Source organism: Fibrobacter sp. UWEL, from assembly GCF_900142535.1.
Taxonomy (GTDB): domain Bacteria; phylum Fibrobacterota; class Fibrobacteria; order Fibrobacterales; family Fibrobacteraceae; genus Fibrobacter.
In genome coordinates this window covers 1-25,086 of the sequence record NZ_FRBE01000025.1, presented here as the reverse complement: position 1 = coordinate 25,086, position 25,086 = coordinate 1, and the positions used below count along the sequence as shown (strand labels likewise).

Genomic DNA, 25,086 nt, shown 5'->3' with positions numbered 1-25,086 from the left:
CGCCCTTCATCTCTATGCAAAAAGCAATCGTCCTTTCTTCGGGCGGTGTGGATTCCACCGTCTGCGTGGCTATGGCTGTAGCTAAATACGGCGCCGAAAATGTAGCCACTACCTCCATCTTTTACGGTCAAAAGCACAACAAGGAACTGGAATGCGCCCGCAAAGTAGCGGCCCACTACAAGTTGGCTCATTACGAATTTGACCTTTCCAGCGTGATGCAGTTTTCCAACTGTTCCTTGCTCTCTCAATCCACCCAGACTATTGAACACAAGAGCTACGCCGAACAAATCGCCACCGCCAAGGGGAAGGTCAGCACCTACGTTCCCTTCCGCAATGGTCTGATGCTTAGCGTTTGCGCCAGTCTCGCCCAGAGCATTTTTGAAAAAGATGACGTGGAAATCTACTTGGGGGCCCACGGTGATGACGCAGCCGGTAACGCTTACGCCGACTGTAGCGAAGTTTTCGTGAGCACCATGAGCAAGGCCATTTCCATCGGAACCTACGACCAGGTTGTGGTAACAGCACCCTTTGCAGGTCTTTCCAAGGCAGACGTTGTGAAGAAAGGGCTGGAACTGAAAGCACCCTTTGAACTGACCTGGAGCTGCTACGAAGGCGGCGACAAACCCTGCGGTGAATGCGGCACCTGCATCGATCGAGCCAAAGCTTTTGCCGCCAATAACGCGGAGGATCCCGCCCTATGAAAAAGACTGTAGATAACTTGATTCTTCTGAATGTCATCTTTACGGCAGGCCTCATTATTTCCAATGTGGTCACCGCGAAGTTGATGTACACCGGCATTACTCTGTTCGGCAATGCCGTAACCTTGCCTGGTGCAGGGGTCTGCTATGCAGTCACCTTCCTGGCAACAGACATCATTGGTGAACTGTGGGGAAAGAAAGAAGCCAACAAGGCGGTAATCATTGGCCTTATCGGCCAGATTTTCGCCTCCCTCCTGATTTTACTGACGGAATACCTGCCCGCTGCAGACGCCAACATGCAGGAAACCTACGTTCGCCTGCTAGGTCAGAACTGGGTATTCGTATTGGCAAGTTTGGCTGGCTACCTGATTGCGCAAAAATGGGACATCTGGATTTTCCACACCATTCGCGCACGCTACATCTTGAAGTACGGCCACAATAAGCACCGCTGGATTTGGAACAACGCCTCCACCATGACAAGCCAGATTCTGGACACCATCGTCTTTATCGGCATTGCATTTGGCATTGGTTTCGGCTGGCTGTTCCAGCCGGAAATGCGCCCCGTACTTGCCTCCATGATGATCGGCCAGTACCTATTCAAGATGATTCTTGCAGCACTCGACACCCCTATCTTCTACTTGCTTACCCGCAATTCAAAGAAGGGTGAGGAACTGGTTCTGGAAGAATTTAAAGTTTAGTCTCTACGGTAGCCGCTCAGCACCAGGCAAAGGAGGGCGGGAACATAGAAATACCAGACGAAATTATTGGAAACCGTTGCAATGATTTCCTGGATACTGTGATCCGGCCCCGTTGCAAGAGAAAGACCCACACAAACATCGCCCAGGAAGAACAGAATCATGCCACGCTTGATGATGGTGGCGTTCTTGGGAGAGAAATATCCAATCTTGGGAACCTTGCAAGCCACCACCAAAGAACAAATCAGGAAGGCGGCGTAAGTTGCTACGGTGGGAACCAGGGCAGAATCAAACATTCCAAAGAGATGCAAAGCATTAAAGATGAACATCACGATAAAGGGAATGATGATGATGAACGGCACATGGTTGTCAGTATCGCTGGTACGAGTGTGACGGTAGATGAAGATTGCCTGGAACACCATGAAGAAGCAGATTCCCAGCAAGGTGTAGTCGGTGCTATGTTCAAAAAGGTGAGTGGCGTTGTGAAGAATCTTGAAGCAGACATCCGCACAGAGGGCACAGAGCATACCTGCCTGAAGAAGGCGACGGTCACGCTTGCAGAAGCTGTACTTGCTACCGCAGAATAGCGCCATAATGGTAATGATGGTGGTTACAGAGAACTTGGTGTAATGCTGGAAATAGCTGGATTCAGCAAGGCACTGTTCCACCGCACCGCACTTGTAAAAGACATACCAGTCGCGGACGAAAAAGGCGATGGCGAGAACAGAAATAATGGAAAGAATTACGGCAACATGTTTCTTTGTAATCATGGCGCCAAAAATAATTTTTTTTGTAACTTTGTGTTATGCCTTTCGTACAAAGTTTCCAGGATTTTACATCCGTATACAGAGAACAGCCCTTTATGCAGGATTTCATGCAGAATCCGGCTGCAACCTGGATAGATTGTACACAAATTAGCGGTACGGATTGCTATTGCGACGACGATGCCCAGGCAGAAATCACCCGACTGATGAATCAGCTTCCAGACGACAAGCCTGGCATTCATTTTTTTGACAATGGCAATTACCACTATATGAGCAAGCTATGGACGGACCGCCTCCAGAAGCCCTTTAACCTGGTCATCTTTGACCATCATCCCGACATGCAGCCGCCCCGATTCGAGGGAATTCTCAGCTGTGGAGGCTGGGTGAAGGAAGTTCTGGACCATAACGCCTTCGTGAAGAACGTGATTCTGATTGGGGTGTCTGACCAGCTTATTGAGGATTTAAAACAGGACCCCACAGCGGAATTTGAAAAATACCAGGACCAAGTCACCTTCATTACGGAAAGTCAAGTCCAGAATTCCAATGTGGCGGAGCTGACAAAGGCGATCCTCCCCTCCCTTCAGGACGTTTACATCAGCATCGACAAGGACGCCCTGCGCCCGGCGGATGCGGCAACGAATTGGGACCAAGGCAGCCTGACTTATACCCAGCTGGAAGAAACCCTGCTAGAGATTTTTAAGAACCATAGAGTTCTGGGAGTAGACATCTGCGGGGAGCGGGCAAAAGACTGCGACTTTTCTGAAGCGGGAGACGCAGACGTCCTGAACAACGACCTGAATAAAAAGCTATATAACCTCCTGAGTTATGCATTTCAAGAGCAATAAGACATCTGCCGGAAAGACCCACGGGGTTGCCCGCGTCATATCCAAACGGGGATTTTGTAGCCGGAGCAAGGCCGAGGCTCTTGTTCGTGAGGGATGCGTAAAGCTGAACGGCAGGCCCGTCCACGATCCCGACGCCCCCGCTCGGGAAAACGACGAAATTACGGTCAACGGCCAGAAGGTTGAGGCCAACCAGAAAGTTTATTTTATGATGAACAAGCCCCGTGGGGTTGTGACAACGGCTAGCGACGAAAAAGGCCGCGCCACCGTCATGGACGTTTTCGCAGAGCAGTTCGCCAAACTTTTTCCCGGAAAGTCCGTGCCCCACATTGCGCCCGTTGGTCGTCTAGACGCCGCCAGCGAAGGCTTGCTGCTCTTTACCAACGATACGGAATGGGCCAACAACATTATGGAACCCCGGAAGGATCGACCTGCAGAACATCTCAAAATTTATCGAGTACAGACTGCAGGAAAACCCTCTCTAGAAGACCTAAAGAAAATGGAGGACGGATTTACCGTCCCCCCGAGAGTCTTTGGCGAACCTGAAGAATTCATGCACGCCGTTTCCGTGGAGATGATCCAGGAAGGTGAAAAGAACTGCTGGCTAGAAGTGACTTTGGACGAAGGCAAGAACCGTCAAATCCGCAGAATGCTGGCTCATTTAGGTTTTGAAGTCCAGCGTCTAGTCCGCATCCAAATAGACTGTTTCAAGCTGGAAAACTTGAAGCCCGGATGCATAAAGCAAATTACTTTTTCCTGTTAAGACGAAGAATACCGCCCTTGTTATATTCAGGAGCGTCCTTCGGGAATGGAATCTTGGTTTCCTGACGGAGCACGTAAACTTCGTCATCGCCCCAGTCAACTTCATTTCCAGACTTAGCGGGAACGCCATCCCCAAAGATGGTGTCTGCAGCAAGGAGCAAAGCTTCCTGAGGGTCTTCTTCAGAAGTAGAAATGCTCAAGTCCGGCAGAGCAAAGCAGGCCAAGCCCAAAGTATAAATCAAATCGCCGTGTTCCACGAAGTTAATCCACGGGTCCATAGGATATTCACCATCCCCCACTTCATCACGGAAACCTTCCTCGGTCCAGGCGGCACCGGACTGTTGCATATATACACCCTTGGCGCCAGCGGCAAACATCTTGAGAATAGCCATATTCACCATGTTCACATCTTCGATGGACTTGGCTTCACCCAGCAAGAAAAGCAGGGACTTGTGCTGCTCAATAGCGGTGGCGGCCTCAGCAGAAATATCCTGATGTTCCTTGAAGATGTCTACCAGCTGCGGAACTGCATCCTTACGGACAACGTTAAACATAACGCTGCAACCAGGAATGAGAACTGTTTTTGCATCGGCAGCAATAGTAACCGTTTCGTTGACCACAATATTGTCGGCGACACCAACGTTCATGGGAAATGCTAAGATAAATTGAGGCATAGGTCTTTCCTTGTCTAACTAAACTTTTTTCCTAAAGGATTGGACGACGGCTGTTTTCAGCAAGTCATTTTTTTGTGCAGTAGGAATCTGAACTTCACAATTTTCAATTGCGGCCATTAAGGAATCTCTGTCCAGTTCATTTTCCGCAATGTAAGCAGCATGTTTAGAACGATCCAGATTGCGAGCAAGAACTTCCTGTTCGTACTGTCCCGGCGTAGGGATAAACACGCACTTGGCGCCCAGTACAGCCATATCCATGACCGTACTGTAACCTCCGCGGGAAACAATCCATTCCGCAGACTTTACCATACGAGCAAATTGCTCATCCGGCAGATGGGAATAGTATTCCACATTGCCTTCCACTCTCGTACGGTAACCAACTGCGGGGCGCCCCTGGATAATGGCGTGCCTACCGGGAATACTTCCGAAGATGTCTGCAAGACGTTTCTCGAAGCGTCCTCGAGCAGGTTCCACTCCGGAGACCACCGCCACGAACTTGTAGGAGTCCGAAAAAGATTCCTGGATGGATTCATCTTGCGACGGGTTTGCTGCATGAGGCATGTCAGAAAAGCGAGACAACAGCCCCACGTACTTCACGGGACGAGGGCAGAATCTCACATGAGACATGCTTCCCGCATACCCAGGCATTTCGGGAACATCCGGCACCCACACTTCATCAAAATGTCTCATGACGGAATTGTGCCACAGGATACCCAGGGATTCGGCCGCAGCAAGCATTTTTGGGAATGCAATTCGACGCTGGTGCGTCATGTAGATGGACTTCGCCTTGTGGCTGTAAAAGCCAAAGCGATTGTCCGACACCAGGATATCGTAATGATGGCGTTCCACCATTTCTTCAGCAAACTGATGTTCAAAGCGGATCACCTTATTCAAGTGATTTCCGTTCTTCGCAAGCCACAGCCCCATATTATAGCCATGCTTGGGATACACAATATTGTAGGAAGGAGCCAGGCGCTGACGCAGCAGGGGAAACGCTTCCCTGAAGAAGGCCGCATTAGCCTTGACCACCGCAATTTCAACCACTGCACCTTGCCGCAAGAATTCGCGAATAATGGGTACGCAACGGGTTGCGTGCCCTAGGCCCCAGTCCAGCGGTGCAATTAAGACTTTCAACGAGCCTCCAGCCACATGTTGATCCAGTCGCCGTGGTCGCAGTCCTTATTGCCGCCCATATCAATACGAAGTTCCAGGACCTTCACGCCATTAACGTCCACGTTAACATCCTGAGTTTCCATGGAATACATGCGCTTGCTGCGGAACAATTCGCGGCCATCGCCGGCCACGATAAAGCTGGCGCCATCGCCACAGACGCTCTCATCGTCCAGGCCAATGGTTCCATGAAGGGTCTTGAAATTGGAAGGCAGACGATAAACCAAATTGGAATTTGCGTGGGAGCCAATACCGTAACGGTAAGGCACGCCGTTCAAGGTCAGACGGCGATGTTCAACAGTGGTGTTAATCTGCGGTTCACCCCAATCCTGAGTGAAGCTAGCCATCTTGAAATCGGAAAGAAGCAGTACGTCGCTTCCATCCACAAAGAAGTCCTTGATGATATGAAGCGTATCGCTGTCCGGCATGAGGCAATCGATATTTGCACGATTGAGACCCTTTGCAATCTTTGCGGAATCCAGATTCAAGGTATCCACATCCAGAGTCAGATGGAGATCTTCCTGCAGTTCTCCATTGAGGGAGTAAGTGCAGGAGAGGCCTTCCGGGAAGTTCTTATTGACGATGAAGGAATTATTCTCCATGTCGCTGACGAAGAACTTCTGCTGGTAATCGGAAACCCCGCGCTTGGCGTTAATCTTGTAAATTGCCAGAGGATAGCCAAACAGTCTCGGTTCCCAAAGGACACGTTCGTGCTTGTAGTCCTTGAGGATTTCGTCCATCTGGTCGGTGGTCTTGAAGCCCACCACACGGCTCTTGCGGTTCAGTTCGCCATAGCCATCCTGACCGCGAACCACATAAATATTCCCGTTGGAAGCCTTCATCTTCTGGGCGAAGGTTTCCAGATCCCAGCCAATGAAAGTACGTTCACTGTAGGAACTATGGCCCGAAGCAAGCATCTGCCAGGGACGTGCGTAGATGAAGATGGAGTTTTCCGGATAGGATTCCAGAACGCGATCCAGGTAATCTTCTTCTGCCAGCAGCTTATTCTTGTAATACAGCATGTTATTGCGGAAGCTGTCCCCGTGGTAGATCATCAGGCCCAGAGAAAGCAGACAAGCCACCACAGCCACAATATTGCCCGCAGATTCCACCTTCATCTTGGAAGCAAACTGCAGGGCATCGTACAATCCCAAGGCCATAATGAGGGCAAACAGGGGCAAGGCCACCAGCACATAACGCTGGTTAATATCGATGGTAAAGGTACCGGAAACGTTCAGAAGGATCACGAAAATCTGAATACAGAAGGCAAGCCCCAGAACAAGTCCACGCCAATACTTACGCCACACAATGGTTCTAACCAGTAACCAGACCGTGGTCAACAGCAGAATAACCGTAAAGCTAGTATAGAAGGGATTCTGCATGATACCGCCAAAGGCAGGATCCTGATCCAGGTTCATCATCACTTCCAGATTGGTCTTCATGTTGAAAATGAAGTTATCCAAGGAGTGTGCAGCGTGTTCGCCTCCCTGGAAGTCATAACCGCGGTAGGCCGCCATGGTATTCACGGAAGGCCAGCTGACGAAAATCACCGCAGCAACAAAAGCGGGCAGTCTATAGAACTTTTCAAGGAAATACTTGTAGTAATACAGCGCGAAGGGTATAAAGGCAAAAACCGTTTCCTGTCGAGTCTGTGCAAAGAAACCCAGCAGAGGAACCGTCAGCAGGAAATGCTTCCAGGTCACCTTATTGGCAGGCACAAAGGCATACCAGGCCATGAGCGCAGACAGCAGGAAGATATAAAGAACTTCCGTGGAGGCTGAACGAGCCTGCAACAGATAGATGGGCATGCCTCCCAGGAAAGTAGCCGCAGCCAGGGCAGCACCTTCATTAGGCACCAGCTGGAGTTTCTTCTCGGACGCAGTCTTTCCCTTAACCGGACTGGTGGGAATTTCCACCCACTTTTTCTCCTTGAACCACTGGGACAGGGCAAAGAAGAAGAGGAACAGGCTGAAGATGTAGAACGGGTAGTTCACCAGCAGAGCCGTGTCGCGGTTGGGGTTCGCCACGTTGAAAACCAGGGAATAGACAAATCCGAGAGCCTTTCCCTTGAAATTGTTCACTTCCGTAACGCAGTTCAGCTTACCGTTCAGCCAATCACCTTCGTTACAGATACCACCAGAATGTTGGAAATACATCTGGAGGCCCATGGATTCCCAGCTGGTTTCGTCGCTGAGAACGCGATGTGTATTCCCGATGTTGTTGAACATGAACACGGAAAAGATGAGAGTCACCACGGCGAGGACACAAATGGACTTCCCCGAAGGAAGGTAACTCTTGAAATTCTTCGAAATGAAGGGAATATTGATGACGATACCCGCCAAAAGAAGCAGGAAGGTGATCAAAATGGAATAATAGCCCAGCTGGATGTCGATGCGACGGGCAAATGGGACAGAAGAGAACTCAAAAATAAGGAACGCAACAACCAGTACGGCCAAAGTCAGGCCCATAGAGGTCAAAACAGTCTTCTTATCAAAATTCTTAGCGAAAAAATCCTTCACTTTACTCATGGCGGCAAATTTAGCAAATTAAGTTACTCACAAAAAAAAGAGCAACCCCAATGGGTTACCCTTTTTCAAACGTTTCGCGTTTTTTAAGAAACTAGAGACGGATATGGATGTCAACGCCCTTCTTTTTCTTCTTTTCCGGTGCCGGAGGAGGAGGAGGAGGGGGCGGAGTGATACGCAGTTCGCAACGGTCACCCGGACGCAATTCAACCGGCAGACGGCCGCGATTTTCCAGAGCGAAATGATCCTTACGGCCACCAGCCTTCACCAGAAGGTCTACGCGATCATAGGGACGGTCGCAACGAATCTTGTAATCACGAGAACGGGAATCCTGTTCGAAATCGCAGCAGATGCCGTTATCGCACATACGTTCCTTGAAGACGCGAGGCACGCCACGAACGCGGAGTTCAGCACGGGCATCACGATCCAGGGTATAACGCAGACGGCCGTGACCTTCCTTCAGACGTTCAGAGTTGGAACCGTTGCCGGAACGAATCTTAACGGAAGCTTCTTCGATACGTTCGTTACAACGCAGATCGTATTCGGAAGAAACGCCATCGATATGCAAATCACAGCAAGTAGGACCATCACAGCTACGTTCGTCAATACTCCAACGGGGAGGAGGAGGGGGGGGCGCGTCATGATGTTTCTTTTTCTTACCCCCGTCAATGTGAATGGAAATGCCCGCATAACTCATAGCTGCACAAACACCACAAAGAACGATTAATTTAGGAAAGTTCATAAATGTTCTCCTTAATCGTATGATAACTTTGTAAAGAAAATATAATAATAAAACCGGTGCAAAAACGTCCGTTTTCCTTAATTTTCCCAAAAATAATCCAAAAGTATTAGTCTAAAGGACGTACTTTCGAATGACTTCTGCAACACCGCCGTGATTATTGTCCCTTTCAGTAATGTAATCTGCGGATTTTTTGGCAATTTCAGAGCCATTTGCCATAGAAACACCTAAACCAGCGGCCAAAATCATGGGACAATCGTTTTCTTCGTCCCCACAAGCGATAGTATCTTCAAGAGGGACATTAAAATACTCGCTCATGAAGCGAACAGCGTCCCCTTTATTGGACTTCAGGTGGGAAAACTCCAGCATTTCAGGCTTACTGAACACATCAAACAGCTTTCCCTCTGTCGTTTTACGCATTTCTGTGCGGAAATCCAGAAGAGTGGAGTGATCCCCAGGAGTAATGATATTCACCTTAATGGGCGGTTTAATGACCACATTGATGAAATCACCGAAATATTCCCGAATATCCTTTACGACAACGTAATCCATCAACATGGTCTTGCAGTAAGTCTTCAGCTGTTCCGTCTCGTGTTCTGAGACCACCAGATCTCCAGCGTAAGTATGGGCATGGAAACCGCGGGCAAAGGCAGCATCCATAATGTTCTTGATGGATTCCACCGGGATGGGGCGAGTAAGGATAGGCTGTTCTGTAGCACTGTCAAAAATAAGCCCGCCGTTAAAGCTGACCAGGAAAAATCCCGGCTTGTAGAAACCATACTTCTTAGCCAGAATCTTGGCGCTGGCCAGAGGGCGACCCGTAGTAATCACGAACTTGTGGCCCTGGGCAAGCATATCCTCGATGGCCTGCATATCCTCGGGAAGGATGGTCTTGTCATCCGTAAGAAGAGTGCCGTCTAAGTCCGAGAAAAGAATTTTCATCTTGTTGCCAAGGAATTAAAGTTGGTCCAAAAAGCTTTCAGCGTCCATCTCGTCCAATTCCTTCTGGAGATTGGCCAAGGTTTCGTCCGTCAGGGCAGATCCTTCCGGAGCCTTTTCCGCACTTTTTTCCACCGTTTCCGAAGCACGCTCCTCGGCAATCTCGTTGGACTTGTCCAGCATTCCCTTGAGGGCTTCCGCCACAGAGGCAAGGTTACCATCGCGGCTGACGGCGGCGTCAATAGCGCAGGTCAGTTTCTTGCGAAGGTTTGCAAATTCATCCTTATCCAACTCCCCCACTTCACCGTGACAATACATCAGGGGTGTTCCACAGCGGGCACAACTAAAGACCATCATATTGGCCTTTTCGCCCTGAAGTTCCAAATCAAAAGAAGCACCACAATGGGGGCATTCAATGTGCAAATTACTCATACAACCCAAATGTAGAAAAAGCTTGTGTATTCATACATTTTTTTCAATTACAAGAGCCAATCCTCCCGCTTATTTTTAAATTAAACCCGTTAATTTTTGTAAACCCATCACTTTTAACAATAACCGTTAATAGAACTATGCTTTGTCAGTGGCTTTTCCATTTTACAAACATTGAACTTTTTGACGGCCGTCTGTTCCGCGCAGGCGTGGCCGCCATGCTTTCTATCATCATGGTCCTGTTCTTCATGCCGAAGTACATCAGGCTGCTTCAGGGTCTGGACGCTACCAGCGATTTCGATAAGGACGGTTCCAAGAAATCTCCTCCCATTATGGGCGGTCTCCTGCTGGTGATCGTTGTGGAAATCGTTTCCCTGCTGGTCTGCAAGATGAACGGCTACACCATTTCTACCCTGGTGGTGCTGGCAGCATTCTCCGCCGTAGGTGCCATCGACGACATCGCAAAGGTTCGTGCCAAGCGCATGGTCATGCAAGGCAAGCTGAAGGCCGCCGACTATATGGACAAAGCCGACGGCATTTCCAGTTCCTTGCGTTTGTTCCTCTACTTCCTCTTTAGTCTCGTTGTTGCCATTTTCTGCTATAAATTCATTCCTGAATTAAAAGGCAATCTGACGGTTCCGTTCTTCCCTCACGATGTTTTCCAGATTCATCTCCCCAACTGGATTTTCGTAGGCTTTATGACTTTCGTGATCGCCGCATCCGCCAACGGTACCAACTTTACCGACGGTCTGGACAGTCTCGTTTCTGTGCCTATCTTGACCAGTATGGTATTTGTGGGCCTGGTGGCTTACGTTAGCGGCAACTTCATCTTTAGCCAGTACCTCAGCGTACCTTACCTGCCGGGCTGCGACGAATTGTTCCCCTTGGCTACAGCCATTGCAGGTTCCTTGCTGGCTTACCTTTGGTTCAACAGCCCTCCCGCAGAAATCTACATGGGCGATGCAGGTTCCGTAGGCTTCGGCGCTGCCATCGGTATCATGTTCATCCTGGTTCAAGCCGGTCTTTTCTACCCCATCGTCTGCATTATCATCATCGCAGAAGCCTGCTCCGTCTTGCTCCAGATTCTTTGGTTCAAGATTACCAAGAAGACAACAGGAACCGGTCGTCGTATTTTCCTCTGCGCCCCCCTGCACCATCATTACCAGAAGAAGTGGGATGGACGCTTCCCCAGCAAGCCCCTGATGAATTCCAAGATCGTGTGGAGAATGCACCTGGTCAGCATCTTCGCGCTGATTGTATCTATGGTGATTTTCTTTGGCATTAGATAATTTGAGTTACGAGATGACCTGGCCGACGCTAAAGCAGGTATGAACTGAGCGTCAAAATTACAAGGTCTTTTTTTAGGATATACGATATGAGCGAAATGGTTGAGAAGTTGATTGCTGCTGGCCAGGAAGAGTTGGCAAACTATTTGAATACTCTGGATGGTGATGCACGTAAGAGTTTGGAACGTGATGTTGCTAGTCAGGATTGGGAAGAGTTGAAGGCTCTTCATGCTGAAAAGTCTACTGCAAGTCTGTCCGACAATGTTTCTTCTGATTTGAAGCCCATGCCTTTCAAGATTGGCGCAGACGACCTGCGTTACGACTTCTGGAAGGAAACTGGTGAAATTCTTCTGGGCAAGGGCCAGGTGGCCGCATTCCTGGTGGCTGGCGGTCAAGGTTCCCGCTTGGGCTTTGAAGGTCCCAAGGGTATGTTTGACATCGGTCTCCCCAGCCACAAGAGCCTTTTCCAGCTCCAGGCAGAACGCCTCCAGAACTTGGCAGCCCAGGTGGGACATCCCATTCCCTGGTGCATTATGACCAGCCCCTTGAATCACGAGGCTACCGTCAATTTCTTTACCGAGAACAACTTCTTCGGGATGGACCGTACCAACATCCGCTTCTTTGAACAGGGCACCATTTGCGCCCTCACTCCCGAAGGCAAGGCCGTCCGTGATGGAGAAGACCATCTGGCCCTGGTACCGGACGGAAACGGCGGTTGCTTTAGAGCTTTGGCCCAGAGCGGCACTCTAGCATGGCTTATTGAACGTGGCGTACGCTACGTGTTCCTGTACAGCGTGGACAACGCCCTCTGCCGCGTCTGTGACCCGGCATTCATTGGCGCATTGGCCAGCGAAGGCCGCAGCATGAGCGCTTCCAAGGTAGTCCATAAGGCAAACGCCAACGAAAAGGTGGGTATCTTCGCCTTCCAGAACAAGAAGCCCGGCGTAGTGGAATACAGCGACCTTCCGGAAGAATATCGCGACATGACCAATCCCGATGGAAGTCTGACCTTCGACGGCGGTAACATCGCTATTCACTTGTTCAAGATTGAGGGATTGCGCAAGCTGCAGACCAGCAAGCTCCCGTGGCACACCGCCCGCAAGACGGTTTGCGGTATTGAAAAGTGCTGGAAGTTCGAACAGTTCCTCTTTGATGCATTCCCGCAGCTGGGCTCCATGATGCCCTTCGGTGTGATTCGTGAAGAAGAGTTCAGCCCGGTGAAAAATGCAGAAGGGAACGACAGCCCGAAAACCGCACGTACCATGATTGGTAAGCTTCATCGTGAATGGTTGCGCAAGGCTCATGTGGAAATCAACCCCAACAAGCTTTACGAAATCTCCCCCACTCTGAGCTACGCCGGCGAAAACCTTTCCCGCCGTGTATTCGAGCGCGAACTGGGCAAGAGCATTCTGGAATTTGACGAAGAATAAGCGACCTGCGAGGAAGTACCTTGAAGAAATACACCCTCTACAAAACGGTATTTCGCGTACTTCTTCGTTTTCCTGACCGCATCTTCGAAGATTTATTCAACAAGGCTTATCCCATCTATAAAGCCCTCCATAAGGACAGGGCCTACGGTCGCGTTGTCCAGCACTTGAAAAATGCAGTAGCGGCAAACCCCACACCGGCCTTGAAACATACGACGCCCCGCAGTGTTTTCCGCGGGATTTACTGGAATGCCATTGACTCCTACCGCGGGCTGGACCGCATGCCGGAAGTCACCAAGCGGGTGGTTTTCGAGAATTCCGACATCATCCGCGAAGCCTTACGTCACGGCCCTATTGCAGCGATAAGCATCCATCAGGGGTCCTTTGAGTTACTGCATCGCAGCCTGTGTCATTTCAGCAACAACGTCCATCTAGTAACGGACACCCTCGGGGACGGCGAGCTGCGAAAGCTTATTCAAGAATTACGTAGCGACCCTTGTCTCACGGAATATAGTCCCGACCAGTCTCGGGAACTGATTCGCAATTTATTCAAGAGCGATGGCATTCTGGCCATGGTCTTTGACCAGGGGAAAAACACCAAGGGTAACAAGGTTCAGTTATTCGGACAAGACTCTACCCTATTCTTAAGATTGCCCCAACTGGTAAACCAGATGGGGGCAGGAATCGTTACCTTCAGGACCTTTACGAAAGGTGGCCTGCGAGGAAAGATCGTCATCCGCTTCGAAAAGTATTACCCGCCTAAATACAAAGGCGATCTCATCAACGAAATCGCCCAGGAAGTAGAAACTTGGATCGCGGAACACCCCTCCCAGTGGAGCTGGAACTACCACGGGAATTTTAAGGGGTAAGCAGAAAACGTTATACATTGTACGCTTAAAATTCAACTTTTGAATTACAAACAATTATACAATTTTCGTTCGTAAAGAAATCATTACCCATTAATTCATTCTTTTTTATTTCAAACAAATTATATTCATTGATAATTAAAGTGCATTATATATACGCATTACGACATCAATTCAGTTTAGGAGTAAAATAGATGAAAAAAAAATGCGCCTTTGCGCTTTTATTTGCACTTTGGGGATGTACAACAGAATCTTCTCCAACGCAGTTTTCCGAAAATGAAATCAACGAAGCCAAGATAGTAAACATACTATCATCAGCTATTGTTAGCGACCCTTCGCACGACCCATATTCAGTAGAAAACATGAACGTTGCGTTGAAAAAGACCGTACTTGCAAAAAGCCGTTCCGCAGAGGACTCTCTTGAAGCGGAAACACTATCTCTTGAAGCGAATTACCTCTACGTTAGATTTTTAGCAAACGGCAAACAAGGCGAAAGAGAATTGAAGAGTTATGACTCTACTCTCGTCTTGTTTAAACATCCGATGGACTACAAACAGATCTCTAAGCCAGCCGTTTACATAGACCCTACACTTCCAGACTCGGTCATTCCATACTTCGCCACAGTTCCTGTAGACTATAAATTCGGTCCCACAAAGTACGAAGTCATTAAGAAATTGTTTCTTGTTGAACCAGACGAATGTGGTGGCGATGATTGTGATGATATCGACAACGATTCAACCACTGTTGAGAAACGCCTTCTAAGCAGGACTAAAGGACTGACGAAGAAGTCCGCTTCCAAGCTATCCGACCTGGGAGTGTCTCTTCGAGAAGTTGAATGGAATTCTCTTGAAATGACAGGTAATCTAAACGAGCGTTTATCCTCAGACGGGGTCAAAACATTCAACAAGCCTAAATTCGCGTGGTCTCTATTCAGCAGTGCTCGAAAAATGGGTGGCAAACTGATGTATCGCGACACAACGCTAAACAAGGACTTACCCTTAGTCGGAGTTCGTGTTACTGGCGGTTACTCCTATTATTGGAGAGAAGCCCATACAAAGGAAGACGGATCATTTTCTATTCCGGAAAAATGGAGTTATTCTATCGATTATGAAGCGAACTTTGACTCAGAGGATTTCCTTCTAGAAAACGGACATTCCTTTTATGGCGAAGATTTGGAAATCGAAAAGAATAGTACGAAACAACAATGGACTCCTATTTTTGAAGGTAAACATGCTCTATGGAGTATTATCTGGAGCGCTGCGTATCAATATTGGTATGGAGATAATTACGGGTTAAAAAGACCTAGACAAAATACTCTGACAAACCTTAGTTTAGACATTGAAGTTTATTACAAAAACAAAAAAGATTATACGAAAGCTTTTTCAATTTTCACAGACAACCCCGGTTTCGGTTGTAATGCAGGTAACCGAACCGTAGGTCAAACAGGTACCGCAATCGTATTCGATAACATCTGTATTCTAGCCTATGAAAGGAGTCATCATGAAGTATTTGGAACTACTATTCACGAAATAGCCCATTCGTCGCAGTACTGGAATATGAAGACTGATTATGCATTATATCCACAAGTGGCTGAATACAACTGGGTTTTAACTCCCACTTATAAAGACTCCTATGCCAGAGGCGTTCAAAACTACTTTATTGAACAAAGGTATAATTCAACAGCATATAATGCCCCGTATGATTTACAGTATACAGGTATTGTCAAAGATTTGATGGACAACAACCCCAAAGTAGAGTGGAGTTGCACAAAGCTCGATAGAGTTTCCGGATTTAACATTGTAAACATTGAAGAAGCTTTTTTTCAAAATCAAGATTTTTCTTCTATGAAAAAGTACTTAATCAAAAACAACCCTCCCGGAAAAAACGGAGTCAATAAGTACAGTTCAACAGATATGGACAATCTTTTTAAATGCTGGGGGCTTTAATGAAAAAGAATTTCCCTTTATCATTTGTATTTGGAATTTTTCTTGCTTGTTCCGAGGGAGGTGATCCTCAAAACGAAGTTATTTTCGTAAACGATACTGAAAACAACATTCTGTTTTTATGGAAATGCGCAGATTGCGACGTTTTTGATACTATACCCATTTCGCCCAAAGATTCCGCATATGCAATTGGAGACCATCGTTTCCCTCTTCTTCAAGAAAACGGCCTACGCTCTAGTGAGAAAGATGCTCTTTATCATGTTCGGTTAGTTTTCGAGTTCAACGAAGAACGGAAATGTCTTTTTTATGAAAAAGACAACTTGATTGAAGGCGACATAAGAGACTTAAAATCATTTGAAAACATTGGCGAATGTAACTTCTGCGTTTTACGCAATGATGCAATTCCCGATGGAATGGTTTACCATATCACAAAGGAGATGCTTGATCAAGCAGTCCCTTGTGAATAAGATTTTCGGCCAACCCGAGTTTGACACTTACACCTTCACATTGAAGTTTTCAATTTTCGGATGGCTGATGTGCAGGCCATTGACAGATGTCTGCGAATACATAGCTCCATTTTCCGTAAGGCTAATATCAACGCTATTGAAGTCTATGAGCTTAGCCACTTTGAAAATTTCACGAACATAGCATCCATCAAGGATCCTTCGAGTTGCTGCATCGCAGCCTGTGTCATTTCAGCAACAACGTCCATCTAGTAACGGACACCCTCGGGGACGGCGAGCTGCGAAAGCTTATTCAAGAATTACGTAGCGACCCTTGTCTCACGGAATATAGTCCCGACCAGTCTCGGGAACTGATCCGCAACTTATTCAAGAGTGAAGGCATTCTGGCCATGGTCTTTGACCAGGGAAAAAACACCAAGGGTAACAAGGTTCAGTTATTTGGAAAAGACTCAACCCTATTCTTAAGATTGCCCCAACTGGTAAACCAGATGGGGGCAGGAATCGTTACCTTCAGGACCTTTACGAAAGGTGGCCTGCGAGGAAAGATCGTCATCCGCTTCGAAAAGTATTATCCGCCTAAATACAAAGGCGATCTCATCAACGAAATCGCCCAGGAAGTAGAAACTTGGATCGCGGAACACCCCTCCCAGTGGAGCTGGAACTACCACGGGAATTTTAAAGCTTAACGCTTTTGGATTTGGCGTCCCAGAATGGAATAAATACGTTCTGTGGCGCCATTCTTTTTTAACACCTGAATCTTGGAACCTGCGGAGTAAAGAAGGATCTTGGAATCCATCTTTTGGGGTTCGTACTTTTGTGCGATGCCCAGAGGGGCTTCCACAGGGTCTTCGCCAGGATCCACAGGATCAACACCAGGATTATCATCCGGATTTTGTTCGGGAGCATAAACCATCAGGGTGTCAAAGAAAAACACGGGATAATCGCCCCTGCGGGTCCAAATCTTCTGGTCTTCCACCGAGCCGTCACGGGTATTCAGCAAGGAGACAAAATCATCACTCTGCATGTATTCCGTATAGCTCTTGTGCAGGCCTGTCAGTTCGCTCACCTCATTAGAGGCATTCTCGAAAATGACGGAATAAAGTTCCACATCATGAACGAGGGTATCCTGGTAAAGGTGCTTCGTCCCGCCAATCGTATTCAGGCACGCAATCAAACCACCAACGAGTTTGCCATCCACCTTGCCTGCATTGTAACCGTAATTCATTTCCACATTAGTGTAATAGGCCTTTCCTGCAAGACCACCAGAATACTGATACTGGCGTTCAGGAATCTGAACAGACACATTTCCGCGGTTATACATGTCCTGGATTTTAATGAAATTGTCAAAGCCAACAATGCCGCCAATTTCAAAACGGGAATACCGGTCTCCAGCACTTTCGCTAACAGCAAGTACATCACCGTAATTAAAAGCCTGCTGCAAATAGGTCAAGTCCATGACATAAGAACCATTTGCCACAAGAGCACCTGCAACACCGCCCACATAATGATCACTGTTGGATTCGCTGCGAACATTTCCTCTGTTGCCCACCTGATATGCAAGGGCATTTTCATCAAGGTTGTATACATAACCCAAGACTCCGCCCACATAGTTTACGCCAAATTCAGCGGTAGAGACGCCCTCCACATCACCAAAGTTCAACGCACCCATAAAAGCACCACTACGACTATCCCCAACAATACCGCCCACACGGACAGAATCTACGGAAGTGGCCTTGACGGAACCAAAGTTATAAAGTTCCTTGGAGCCCTGATTCCAGGCGGTAAACCCAGTCTTCCAGGACTTGTTCATGTAGCCAACGATGCCACCCACGGTAGCAAAATGATAATTGCCTTCCACGGAAATTTTGCCGGCATTCTTTCCGCTCACGATAGAACGATAAGATTCACCCACAATGCCGCCCACGTCCACATTGCCGCAAGATTTTACGGTAATGTTCCCTTCATTCACCACAGAATCTAGGGTATAGGAAGGATCGTCCGATTCATAGGGAGTGTAATCGCCCACAATGCCGCCTACATAGGTAATGGCATTGAACCCGCTACACACCAGGGAATCGTCCACTACAATTTCGCTGGAGTTGAAAGCATTGGTCAAAGGAGCGTACGCATAGCCAACAACGCCACCCACCTTGTTACTACCGGAAATGCGATTATTCACACTACGCACATGATGCATTTCAGAGGCATAGGAATTATTGTAGGAATGAAAACCGGCAACACCACCTGTAGTTCCCTGGGAAAAAATACGGCAGTTACGGACCTCAACGTTTTCAAGAACACCACCTGAATGGCTAACCATAAGGCCACCCATGACCTTAACAGTATCAGAACCGATTTCGCAGTGAGCAATATTCAAGTTCTTGATTACACCACCCCGTGTTCCCACATTTATAAATAGAGGAAGGTCCGATTTTAACCCATAAATGGTATGTCCCTGACCATCAAATGACTCCATATAAGTTTGATAATGGGTCAGGTCATTCTGGATCCAGGGAATTTCGGAGAGGCTAAGCGTATCCTTTCCAAATACAATATCGTTTTTCAGCCTCACATTTATGAAGCTGTATGTTGTATCCACCATCTGGCGGAAACCAATCAACTCTTCCGGAGTGGTGATTTCATAGATTTCCTTGCCCTCTTCCATGACGGATTTCGGCAAAACAGCGGTACCATCCCAGGCGGCAAAAACACTGGCAACAGCAAGAACAGAACAAACAAATGTGCGGGAAATGAAACTCATTTTTCCTCCATTTTAAACCCAGCACAATAATAGAAATTCTGTATTAAGAATGTCGTTCGGTCAAGCCGAGATAGACGTTTACACCTTCACGTTGAAGTATTCAATTTCCGGATGGCTAATGTACAGGCCGCTGACAGATGCCTGCGGATACATGGCGCCATTTTCCGTAAGGCTAATTCCAACGCTGTTAAAGTCGATGAGCTTAGCCACATTGAAAATTTCACGAACATTAGGCAGCACCGGATAACCCACAGCCGGGCGGATTCCCTTCCATTCGCAGGTAGCATCCAGCTGGTTGCTCAGATACTGCGCGCCCGCTTCTGCAAGGCGGTCTGCAACGGTCTGGAGCAGGAGCACATCGTAGTCGCTGCCGCCCTGTTCTTCCTTCAGCTTGCTTAAGCGCCTTTCCAGTGCGTCGCTGACGGTAACGGCAAACGCACCCACAATGTCGCGGAACAGTTTATCGCCTGCAACGCTGCTGTACACGCTAGCGGTCTTTGCGTCGGCGGGAGCCACATAGTCACAAAGAGCAAGGCAAGTTCCTTCCGGATTTTGCTGACGGGCAGTGTTGATTTCTACGATATCTTCGGCGGTGCCGGTACGTGCGGTATTGAAGACGATGGTGCCGTCAGTGCCTGCGGCAGGATAGAACGCCTGGACGGCGCGGAGAGCATATTCCGGACGATTCAAGTCGGCAAGCAAAGCCTCGGCATCAGCCTTAAGCTTTATTGCTTCTTCGCAATCGGGCTTCACCTTCCAAGTGTAGAAGAAGTATTCCCAACTGATCAGCGGGATGACCTTATCCAACGAGATTGGCGGCAACTTGCTTTCGCCAAAGAAGGGCGGCTGCACCGGGCTGTACTTGGACCAATCGCAAGCAAAGCGGCGTTCCAACGGGGTCTTTTCGGCAGCAGCCAAGGCTTCTTCGGCGGCGCTGATGATGCCAGCCTGCTTGTCGCGAATATGCTGCTGTTCGATGCGGTTGTCTTCGATAGTCTTTGCACTTGTAGCTGGGTCCAGAAGATTCTGGGCCAGGCCAGGATTGCTAGCGGCATCACGAACGTGGAATACGGGGCCATCATAACAGGGAGCAATCTTCACTGCAGTATGAGTGGGGCTTGTGGTAGCGCCGCCAACGATAATAGGAATGCGAAGACCAGCCTCCTGCATCTTGGTAGCTACGGTACACATTTCTTCCAGAGACGGCGTAATCAAACCAGAAAGGCTAACGATATCAGCCTTGTGTTCAATAGCGGCATTAACGATTACGTCTTCGGGAACCATCACGCCCAAGTCCACCATTTCAAAGCCGTTACAAGCCATAATCACGGACACGATGTTCTTTCCGATATCGTGAACGTCGCCCTTCACGGTAGCAATCACAATCTTGCCACGAGAAGCGCCGGCGCCATCTGCGGACTTGCCCGCTTCAATGTAGGGCTGCAAAATTTCCACAGCCTTTTTCATGGTACGAGCGGTTTTCACCACCTGGGGCAAGAACATCTTGCCTTCGCCAAAGAGGCGGCCCACTTCGTTCATGCCGTCCATCAACGGGCCAGAAATAATGTTCACCGGGCTATCGCCACGATTAATCAATTCCATCAAATCCGGCTGGAGAGTGGTGGAAGTCCCCTTTAAAAGAGCTTCCTGCAAACGTTCTTCCGGAGTCAAGGTCACCGAGCTTGCCGAGGTGTCCGAAGCCTCGTCGCCCCTCGACTGGCTCGGGGAACTTACACTAAAAATTGCCTTGGGATCGTACTTGGCACCGCTTTCCTTTGCAGCCATCTGAGCCGCATTCATACGGCCAGCAATTTCAATCAACTCTTCGCTTGCTTCCGGATGAGTATTGAAGAGAACTTCCGTAATGGCCATGCGAAGTTCCATAGGAATACTCTTGTATTCCACAGCGGCGGCAGGATTCATAATGGCCATGCCCATGCCGTTGGGAGTTGCATAATGCAGCATGGTAGAATGCATAGCTTCGCGCAAGTAGTTATTGCCACGGAATGCAAAACTCAAATTGGAAAGACCGCCAGAAATTCGGACGCCAGGCAGGTTGTCAATAATCCAGCGGCAAGCGCGAATAAAGTCATGAGCGTAGGCGTTATGTTCCGCCATGCCTGTTGCCACCGTCAAAACGTTGGGGTCGAAAATAATATCGGACGGGTCAAAGCCGCACTTTTCCGTGACAATCTTATATGCGCGAGAAGCAATCTGCACGCGGCGATCGTAATTGGTTGCCTGGCCTTCTTCGTCAAAGAGCATCACAATCACAGCAGCGCCCAAACGCTTCACCGTCATGGCGTGTTCAATGAAGGCTTCCTCACCCATCTTCAAAGAAATGGAGTTCACGATGCACTTACCCTGAGCGCATTTCAGGCCTTCTTCAATAACTTCAAAACGGGAACTGTCCACCATGATGGGCACGCGGCTAATGGCCGGATCAGAAGCCAGCAAGTTGAGGAAAGTTCTCATTTCCTGCTTGGCATCCAGAAGGCCGTCGTCCATATTGACGTCCACCACCTGGGCACCATCTTCCACCTGTTTGCGGGCGATGTCCAGGGCTTCTTCGTAATTCTTTTCGTTAATGAGGCGCAGGAATTTCTTGGAGCCGGCCACATTACAACGTTCGCCAACAGGAACGAAATCCTCTACGTTGCTGTTATCCGCACCATTGCTGGGGCGAACCTGACTTTTTAACAGCGGTTCAAGGCCAGCCAAACGAAGCAGCGGAGAAGTGACGAATGCAGGCGCGGGTTTGCGGCGTTCATAATCTGCGGGCAGAGCGTCTAGCATCTTGCGCATGGCAGCGATGTGTTCCGGAGTGGTACCGCAGCATCCGCCAATCATATTCACCAGCTTTTCGTCCATGTAGGGCGTCATCAAACGCACCATATCTTCCGGCGTATCGTCGTAACCGCCGAACTGGTTGGGCAAACCGGCGTTGGGGTGACAGCTCAAATAGCAAGGAGCCAGCTTTCCCATACGGCGGAGATACGGAATCATACCGTCAGCACCCAAACCGCAGTTGAGGCCAATGGACAAAGGCTTCGCATGCATCACGCTAATCGTAAACGCTTCCACCGTCTGACCAGACAGCGTACGGCCAGAGGCGTCACTCACCGTCATAGAGAACATGATTTCCAGAGCGCGGGGCGTTTCTCCACGGGCAACAGTATCGGCCTCGTATTTTTCCTTAGCCTTGATGTAGGCGCTGGCAGCAGCCTTGGCATTCAAGGTATCGAAAATGGTTTCCACCAGGATGGCGTCCACCCCCTCTTCAATAAGAACCTGGATCTGTTCAAGGTAGGCGTCTTCCAGTTCGTCAAATGTGATGGCGCGATTGGCCGGATCGTTCACATCATCGCTCATGGAGAGCATCTTACTGGTGGGGCCTACATCACCAGCGATATAAACCTTACGGCCGTACTTTTTGAAACCTTCCTCGGCGGCCTGCTTGGCGATCTTTACGGAAGCGCGATTCATCTCCGCAATGCGGTGTTCCTGATGATACTCGTGCTGACTGACGCGCTGGCTAGAGAAAGTATTGGTGGTCAACACATCCACACCGGCATCCACATAGCGACGCTGGATATCCAGAATCACATCCGGACGTTCAATAGAAAGCATGTCGTTATTGGCACCCTTAATGCCATAATCCTGAATGACGGAACCCATACCGCCATCCAAGAGCATCATCTTACTTTCAAAAGCTTCGCGAAGAGTCATTTTATTCATCCTATGCTTGCGTAAACCGCCCACAGCCCTTATGCATTTATGCATTTTCATGCATAAATATAGATAAATTGGATAGCCCTTTCAACAGAAAAACGCCCAGTACAATCTAGGCGTTCATCAAATACCCCCTGTTATACCCGCAAACTAAATCTAGTAATAGAAATTCCCTATACCACAATTTTAGTAGGTCAAGCCAAATCCGTAGGGATACAAGCCTTTCTTTCCGTCCCCATCGTTAATGGGAATCTGCTTGGCGTCCTTTGGCCAGGTATGAGGCAGTTTGCCCGTGGGTTTAACATCGCCGTAGAGCACGTCGGCAACGCCTGCGCCTTCACTACCGGGGAGCCATGCCATCACAAAGCCATCCACAGCGTTGATCAACTTGGTAATGGGGAGCGGGCGGCCAGCCACAAGAACCAGCACCACCTTCTTTCCGGCAGCCTTCCAAGCATTCACCTGCTTGATGTTTTCGTCGGTACTTTCGAAATGAGTCATGTGGGACTTTTCCGTGGTGAAAATCTTACCGTTAAAGTCCTTTTCGCGGAAGTCGCCGAACCATTCTGCGTAAGGAGTTTCACCAACGACATAGACAACGGTGTTTGCGCTATCTGCATTTTCGACGCGGGAGCCTGCAGCCACCTGGTCAAAGCCGCCCTGAATAGAGGTTGCCCCTGGAACGTCACCACGAGTTCCCTGCCAGCCCAAAGTCCATGCGCCGCACTGAAGGCCAGTCTGATCCGCATGGGAACCAGTCACGAAAACCTTGCCGTCCTTAGCCAAAGGCAGCACACTTTCGTTCTTCAGCACCACAAGACTCTTCTGCACCGCTTCACGAGCAATGGCACGATGTTCTGCGCTGCCAATATTTTCAGCCTTGCCCACATACGGTGCGGGGCCCATAGGATTATCCAAGCGACCAGCACGAATCTTCACACGAAGGATGCGACGAACAGCGTCCTTAATGCGATCTTCGGAAACCTTGCCATCCTTCACCAAGGTCGTCAACGTACTCACGAAAGATTCTGCGGAAGACGGCACCATGGCCAAGTCAATGCCAGCGTTAATGGCACGGCGAATGGCTTCGTCGCTAGACACGTTGGTTTTCTTTCCTGAATAGTCACCTGCGTTGCCCGGTGTGGTAGAATGTTCAATGCCTTCCCAGTCCGCAATCACGAAACCGTCAAATCCAAGTTCAGTCTTGAGCCAGCCCGTCAAGCGCAAAGAATCCACATGCTGATGCACGCCCTTGACCGTATTGAAGCTCGCCATCACACTCTGGGCGCCCTGTTCCACCGCCGCAATATAAGGCGGCAAATGAATTTCGCGAATCTTCTTGTCGCCCACGGTTACGTCGCCGCGGTCCCAACCCTTAGCCGTTCCACCATCGCCAATAAAATGCTTGATGGTTCCAGTAATGCGCCATTCTGCGTCAAAATGATCACCCTGCAAGCCGCGCAAATAAGCGGAACCAAGATCGATGGCAAGTTCCGGCTTTTCGCCAAAGCCTTCGTAGGTGCGGCCCCAACGTTCATCCTGAGGAACGCTCAGCGCAGGAGCAAAATTGTAATCGATGTGGGCTGCCCACATTTCTTCGGCAGTAGCCTGGCCGATACGACGCACCAACGCAGAATCGCGAGTAGCACCCAGGCCAATATTATGAGGGAACACCGTTCCGTTAATCAAATCAGCGGCACCATGGACACAGTCCTTGCCATAAGTCACAGGAATCTTCTGGGCCCAACCTGCCTTGTAGAACTCAGCAGAATAAGCGCCACCGCCCTGCAAAGCAGAACCGCAAATACCATTACCACACTTGACGTTGGGCACCATGGCTTCCGTCATCTGGGCAATCATATCATCCAAAGACATGTCGGCCATCAGCTTGTCGATACGATCTTCGACGGGATCCCGCTTTAAAACTATTTTCGCCGGACCTGCGGAATTTTCAGCAGCCAGCTCGGCCAACTTGGCCACGGTCAAGGTTTCGGGCAAGAAACCGGCCTTACGAACAATCAAAACCTGGGGATCCGCAAATTTTTCCTTCAAGTGGAAATCACCCTTGGCCTTGGAAAGGGTTCGCGCATCCGGCAAAAGATTAGGCACCGTCTTAATGGACACAACGGCGTCCTTCAAGGGAGCGCCCTGAGCATCCACCACGTTACCGGTGATTGCAGCAAAACCAGGAATTGCCATAGCCAACATGGTGGCCACAGCAGCGGAAATAAACTTGTAATTCTTTTTCATACAAGATTAAATCTAAACTAAAAGAGGCTCTTCATCAACATGTGTGGGTGGCTTCGCCACCCTTTTTTGTTGACTTTCGCCTAAATTAAACAAAAAATGGGCTATTTTCTAAAATTTAAT

The 25,086-nt window shown here is 48.9% G+C and carries 21 protein-coding genes; 10 read left to right on the top strand and 11 right to left on the bottom strand.

The window, feature by feature from the left end; all coding sequences use genetic code 11:
* Window positions 1-14 precede the first annotated feature (14 nt).
* Window positions 15-701, top strand: a complete 687-nt coding sequence (gene queC / locus BUB59_RS13045) for a 7-cyano-7-deazaguanine synthase QueC (protein ID WP_073230731.1) — start codon at window positions 15-17, stop codon at window positions 699-701.
* Complete coding sequence (locus tag BUB59_RS13040; protein ID WP_073230699.1) at window positions 698-1,396, top strand: queuosine precursor transporter; 699 nt, start codon at window positions 698-700, stop codon at window positions 1,394-1,396. Before queC ends, BUB59_RS13040 begins: the two co-directional genes overlap by 4 nt.
* On the opposite strand, the gene BUB59_RS13035 is transcribed toward BUB59_RS13040, so the two are convergent.
* Window positions 1,393-2,163: a hypothetical protein gene (locus BUB59_RS13035; RefSeq protein WP_073230697.1), complete on the bottom strand. Its 771-nt coding sequence runs from the start codon at window positions 2,161-2,163 to the stop codon at window positions 1,393-1,395. The two genes, BUB59_RS13040 and BUB59_RS13035, sit on opposite strands and share 4 nt — an antisense overlap.
* A gap of 35 nt (window positions 2,164-2,198) precedes the next feature.
* Here BUB59_RS13035 and BUB59_RS13030 point away from each other — a divergent pair, with 35 nt between their 5' ends.
* Both BUB59_RS13030 and BUB59_RS13025 read left to right on the top strand, forming a co-directional pair.
* The gene (locus tag BUB59_RS13030) at window positions 2,199-3,002 is read left to right on the top strand and encodes an arginase family protein (RefSeq protein ID WP_073230695.1); all 804 of its coding nucleotides are present in this window, start codon (window positions 2,199-2,201) and stop codon (window positions 3,000-3,002) included.
* Window positions 2,983-3,762 (top strand): pseudouridine synthase, encoded by a 780-nt coding sequence (locus BUB59_RS13025; RefSeq protein ID WP_073230693.1) that lies wholly within the window; start codon window positions 2,983-2,985, stop codon window positions 3,760-3,762. Before BUB59_RS13030 ends, BUB59_RS13025 begins: the two co-directional genes overlap by 20 nt.
* On the opposite strand, the gene BUB59_RS13020 is transcribed toward BUB59_RS13025, so the two are convergent.
* The 6 genes from BUB59_RS13020 to BUB59_RS12995 form a co-directional block, all read right to left on the bottom strand.
* Complete coding sequence (locus tag BUB59_RS13020) at window positions 3,746-4,408, bottom strand: DUF4261 domain-containing protein (RefSeq protein WP_234980059.1); 663 nt, start codon at window positions 4,406-4,408, stop codon at window positions 3,746-3,748. The genes BUB59_RS13025 and BUB59_RS13020 overlap by 17 nt on opposite strands.
* Window positions 4,409-4,453: 45 nt before the next feature.
* Entirely contained in the window at window positions 4,454-5,569 is a 1,116-nt protein-coding gene (locus tag BUB59_RS13015; RefSeq protein ID WP_073230689.1) for a glycosyltransferase, read from the bottom strand.
* Complete coding sequence (locus BUB59_RS13010; RefSeq protein WP_073230687.1) at window positions 5,566-8,133, bottom strand: NPCBM/NEW2 domain-containing protein; 2,568 nt, start codon at window positions 8,131-8,133, stop codon at window positions 5,566-5,568. The genes BUB59_RS13015 and BUB59_RS13010 overlap by 4 nt, the downstream gene beginning before the upstream one ends.
* A gap of 91 nt (window positions 8,134-8,224) precedes the next feature.
* Complete coding sequence (locus tag BUB59_RS13005) at window positions 8,225-8,872, bottom strand: hypothetical protein (protein WP_073230685.1); 648 nt, start codon at window positions 8,870-8,872, stop codon at window positions 8,225-8,227.
* A 111-nt stretch (window positions 8,873-8,983) separates the two neighbouring features.
* Window positions 8,984-9,811 carry a Cof-type HAD-IIB family hydrolase gene (locus BUB59_RS13000; RefSeq protein WP_073230683.1) on the bottom strand — a complete coding sequence of 276 codons (828 nt, stop codon included), beginning with the start codon at window positions 9,809-9,811 and terminating at the stop codon, window positions 8,984-8,986.
* Window positions 9,812-9,826: 15 nt separating this feature from the next.
* Window positions 9,827-10,240 carry a zinc ribbon domain-containing protein gene (locus BUB59_RS12995; protein WP_073230729.1) on the bottom strand — a complete coding sequence of 138 codons (414 nt, stop codon included), beginning with the start codon at window positions 10,238-10,240 and terminating at the stop codon, window positions 9,827-9,829.
* A 137-nt stretch (window positions 10,241-10,377) separates the two neighbouring features.
* On the opposite strand from BUB59_RS12995, the gene mraY reads away from it, so the two are divergent.
* The 5 genes from mraY (at window position 10,378) to BUB59_RS12970 (ending at window position 16,226) form a co-directional block, all read left to right on the top strand.
* Entirely contained in the window at window positions 10,378-11,526 is a 1,149-nt protein-coding gene (gene mraY / locus BUB59_RS12990; protein ID WP_073230681.1) for a phospho-N-acetylmuramoyl-pentapeptide-transferase, read from the top strand.
* An 86-nt stretch (window positions 11,527-11,612) separates the two neighbouring features.
* Window positions 11,613-12,953 (top strand): UTP--glucose-1-phosphate uridylyltransferase, encoded by a 1,341-nt coding sequence (locus BUB59_RS12985; protein ID WP_073230679.1) that lies wholly within the window; start codon window positions 11,613-11,615, stop codon window positions 12,951-12,953.
* Window positions 12,954-12,973: 20 nt separating this feature from the next.
* A complete protein-coding gene (locus BUB59_RS12980) occupies window positions 12,974-13,819 on the top strand; it encodes an LpxL/LpxP family acyltransferase (protein WP_073230677.1) in 846 nt (281 codons plus the stop codon).
* A 191-nt stretch (window positions 13,820-14,010) separates the two neighbouring features.
* A complete protein-coding gene (locus BUB59_RS12975) occupies window positions 14,011-15,762 on the top strand; it encodes a hypothetical protein (RefSeq protein WP_073230675.1) in 1,752 nt (583 codons plus the stop codon).
* Window positions 15,762-16,226 carry a hypothetical protein gene (locus tag BUB59_RS12970; protein ID WP_073230673.1) on the top strand — a complete coding sequence of 155 codons (465 nt, stop codon included), beginning with the start codon at window positions 15,762-15,764 and terminating at the stop codon, window positions 16,224-16,226. The genes BUB59_RS12975 and BUB59_RS12970 overlap by 1 nt, the downstream gene beginning before the upstream one ends.
* A gap of 27 nt (window positions 16,227-16,253) precedes the next feature.
* Here BUB59_RS12970 and BUB59_RS15245 read toward each other — a convergent pair whose 3' ends face one another.
* A complete protein-coding gene (locus BUB59_RS15245) occupies window positions 16,254-16,385 on the bottom strand; it encodes a vitamin B12 dependent-methionine synthase activation domain-containing protein (RefSeq protein ID WP_159433379.1) in 132 nt (43 codons plus the stop codon).
* A gap of 23 nt (window positions 16,386-16,408) precedes the next feature.
* Here BUB59_RS15245 and BUB59_RS12960 point away from each other — a divergent pair, with 23 nt between their 5' ends.
* Window positions 16,409-16,909: an LpxL/LpxP family acyltransferase gene (locus BUB59_RS12960; protein WP_143160397.1), complete on the top strand. Its 501-nt coding sequence runs from the start codon at window positions 16,409-16,411 to the stop codon at window positions 16,907-16,909.
* On the opposite strand, the gene BUB59_RS12955 is transcribed toward BUB59_RS12960, so the two are convergent.
* The 3 genes from BUB59_RS12955 to BUB59_RS12945 form a co-directional block, all read right to left on the bottom strand.
* The gene (locus tag BUB59_RS12955; protein ID WP_073230669.1) at window positions 16,906-18,984 is read right to left on the bottom strand and encodes a hypothetical protein; all 2,079 of its coding nucleotides are present in this window, start codon (window positions 18,982-18,984) and stop codon (window positions 16,906-16,908) included. The genes BUB59_RS12960 and BUB59_RS12955 overlap by 4 nt on opposite strands.
* Window positions 18,985-19,062: 78 nt before the next feature.
* A complete protein-coding gene (gene metH / locus BUB59_RS12950; RefSeq protein ID WP_073230667.1) occupies window positions 19,063-22,713 on the bottom strand; it encodes a methionine synthase in 3,651 nt (1,216 codons plus the stop codon).
* Window positions 22,714-22,902: 189 nt separating this feature from the next.
* Window positions 22,903-24,966, bottom strand: coding sequence for a glycoside hydrolase family 3 N-terminal domain-containing protein (locus BUB59_RS12945; RefSeq protein ID WP_234980058.1), 2,064 nt, complete (start codon window positions 24,964-24,966; stop codon window positions 22,903-22,905).
* Window positions 24,967-25,086: the final 120 nt, after the last annotated feature.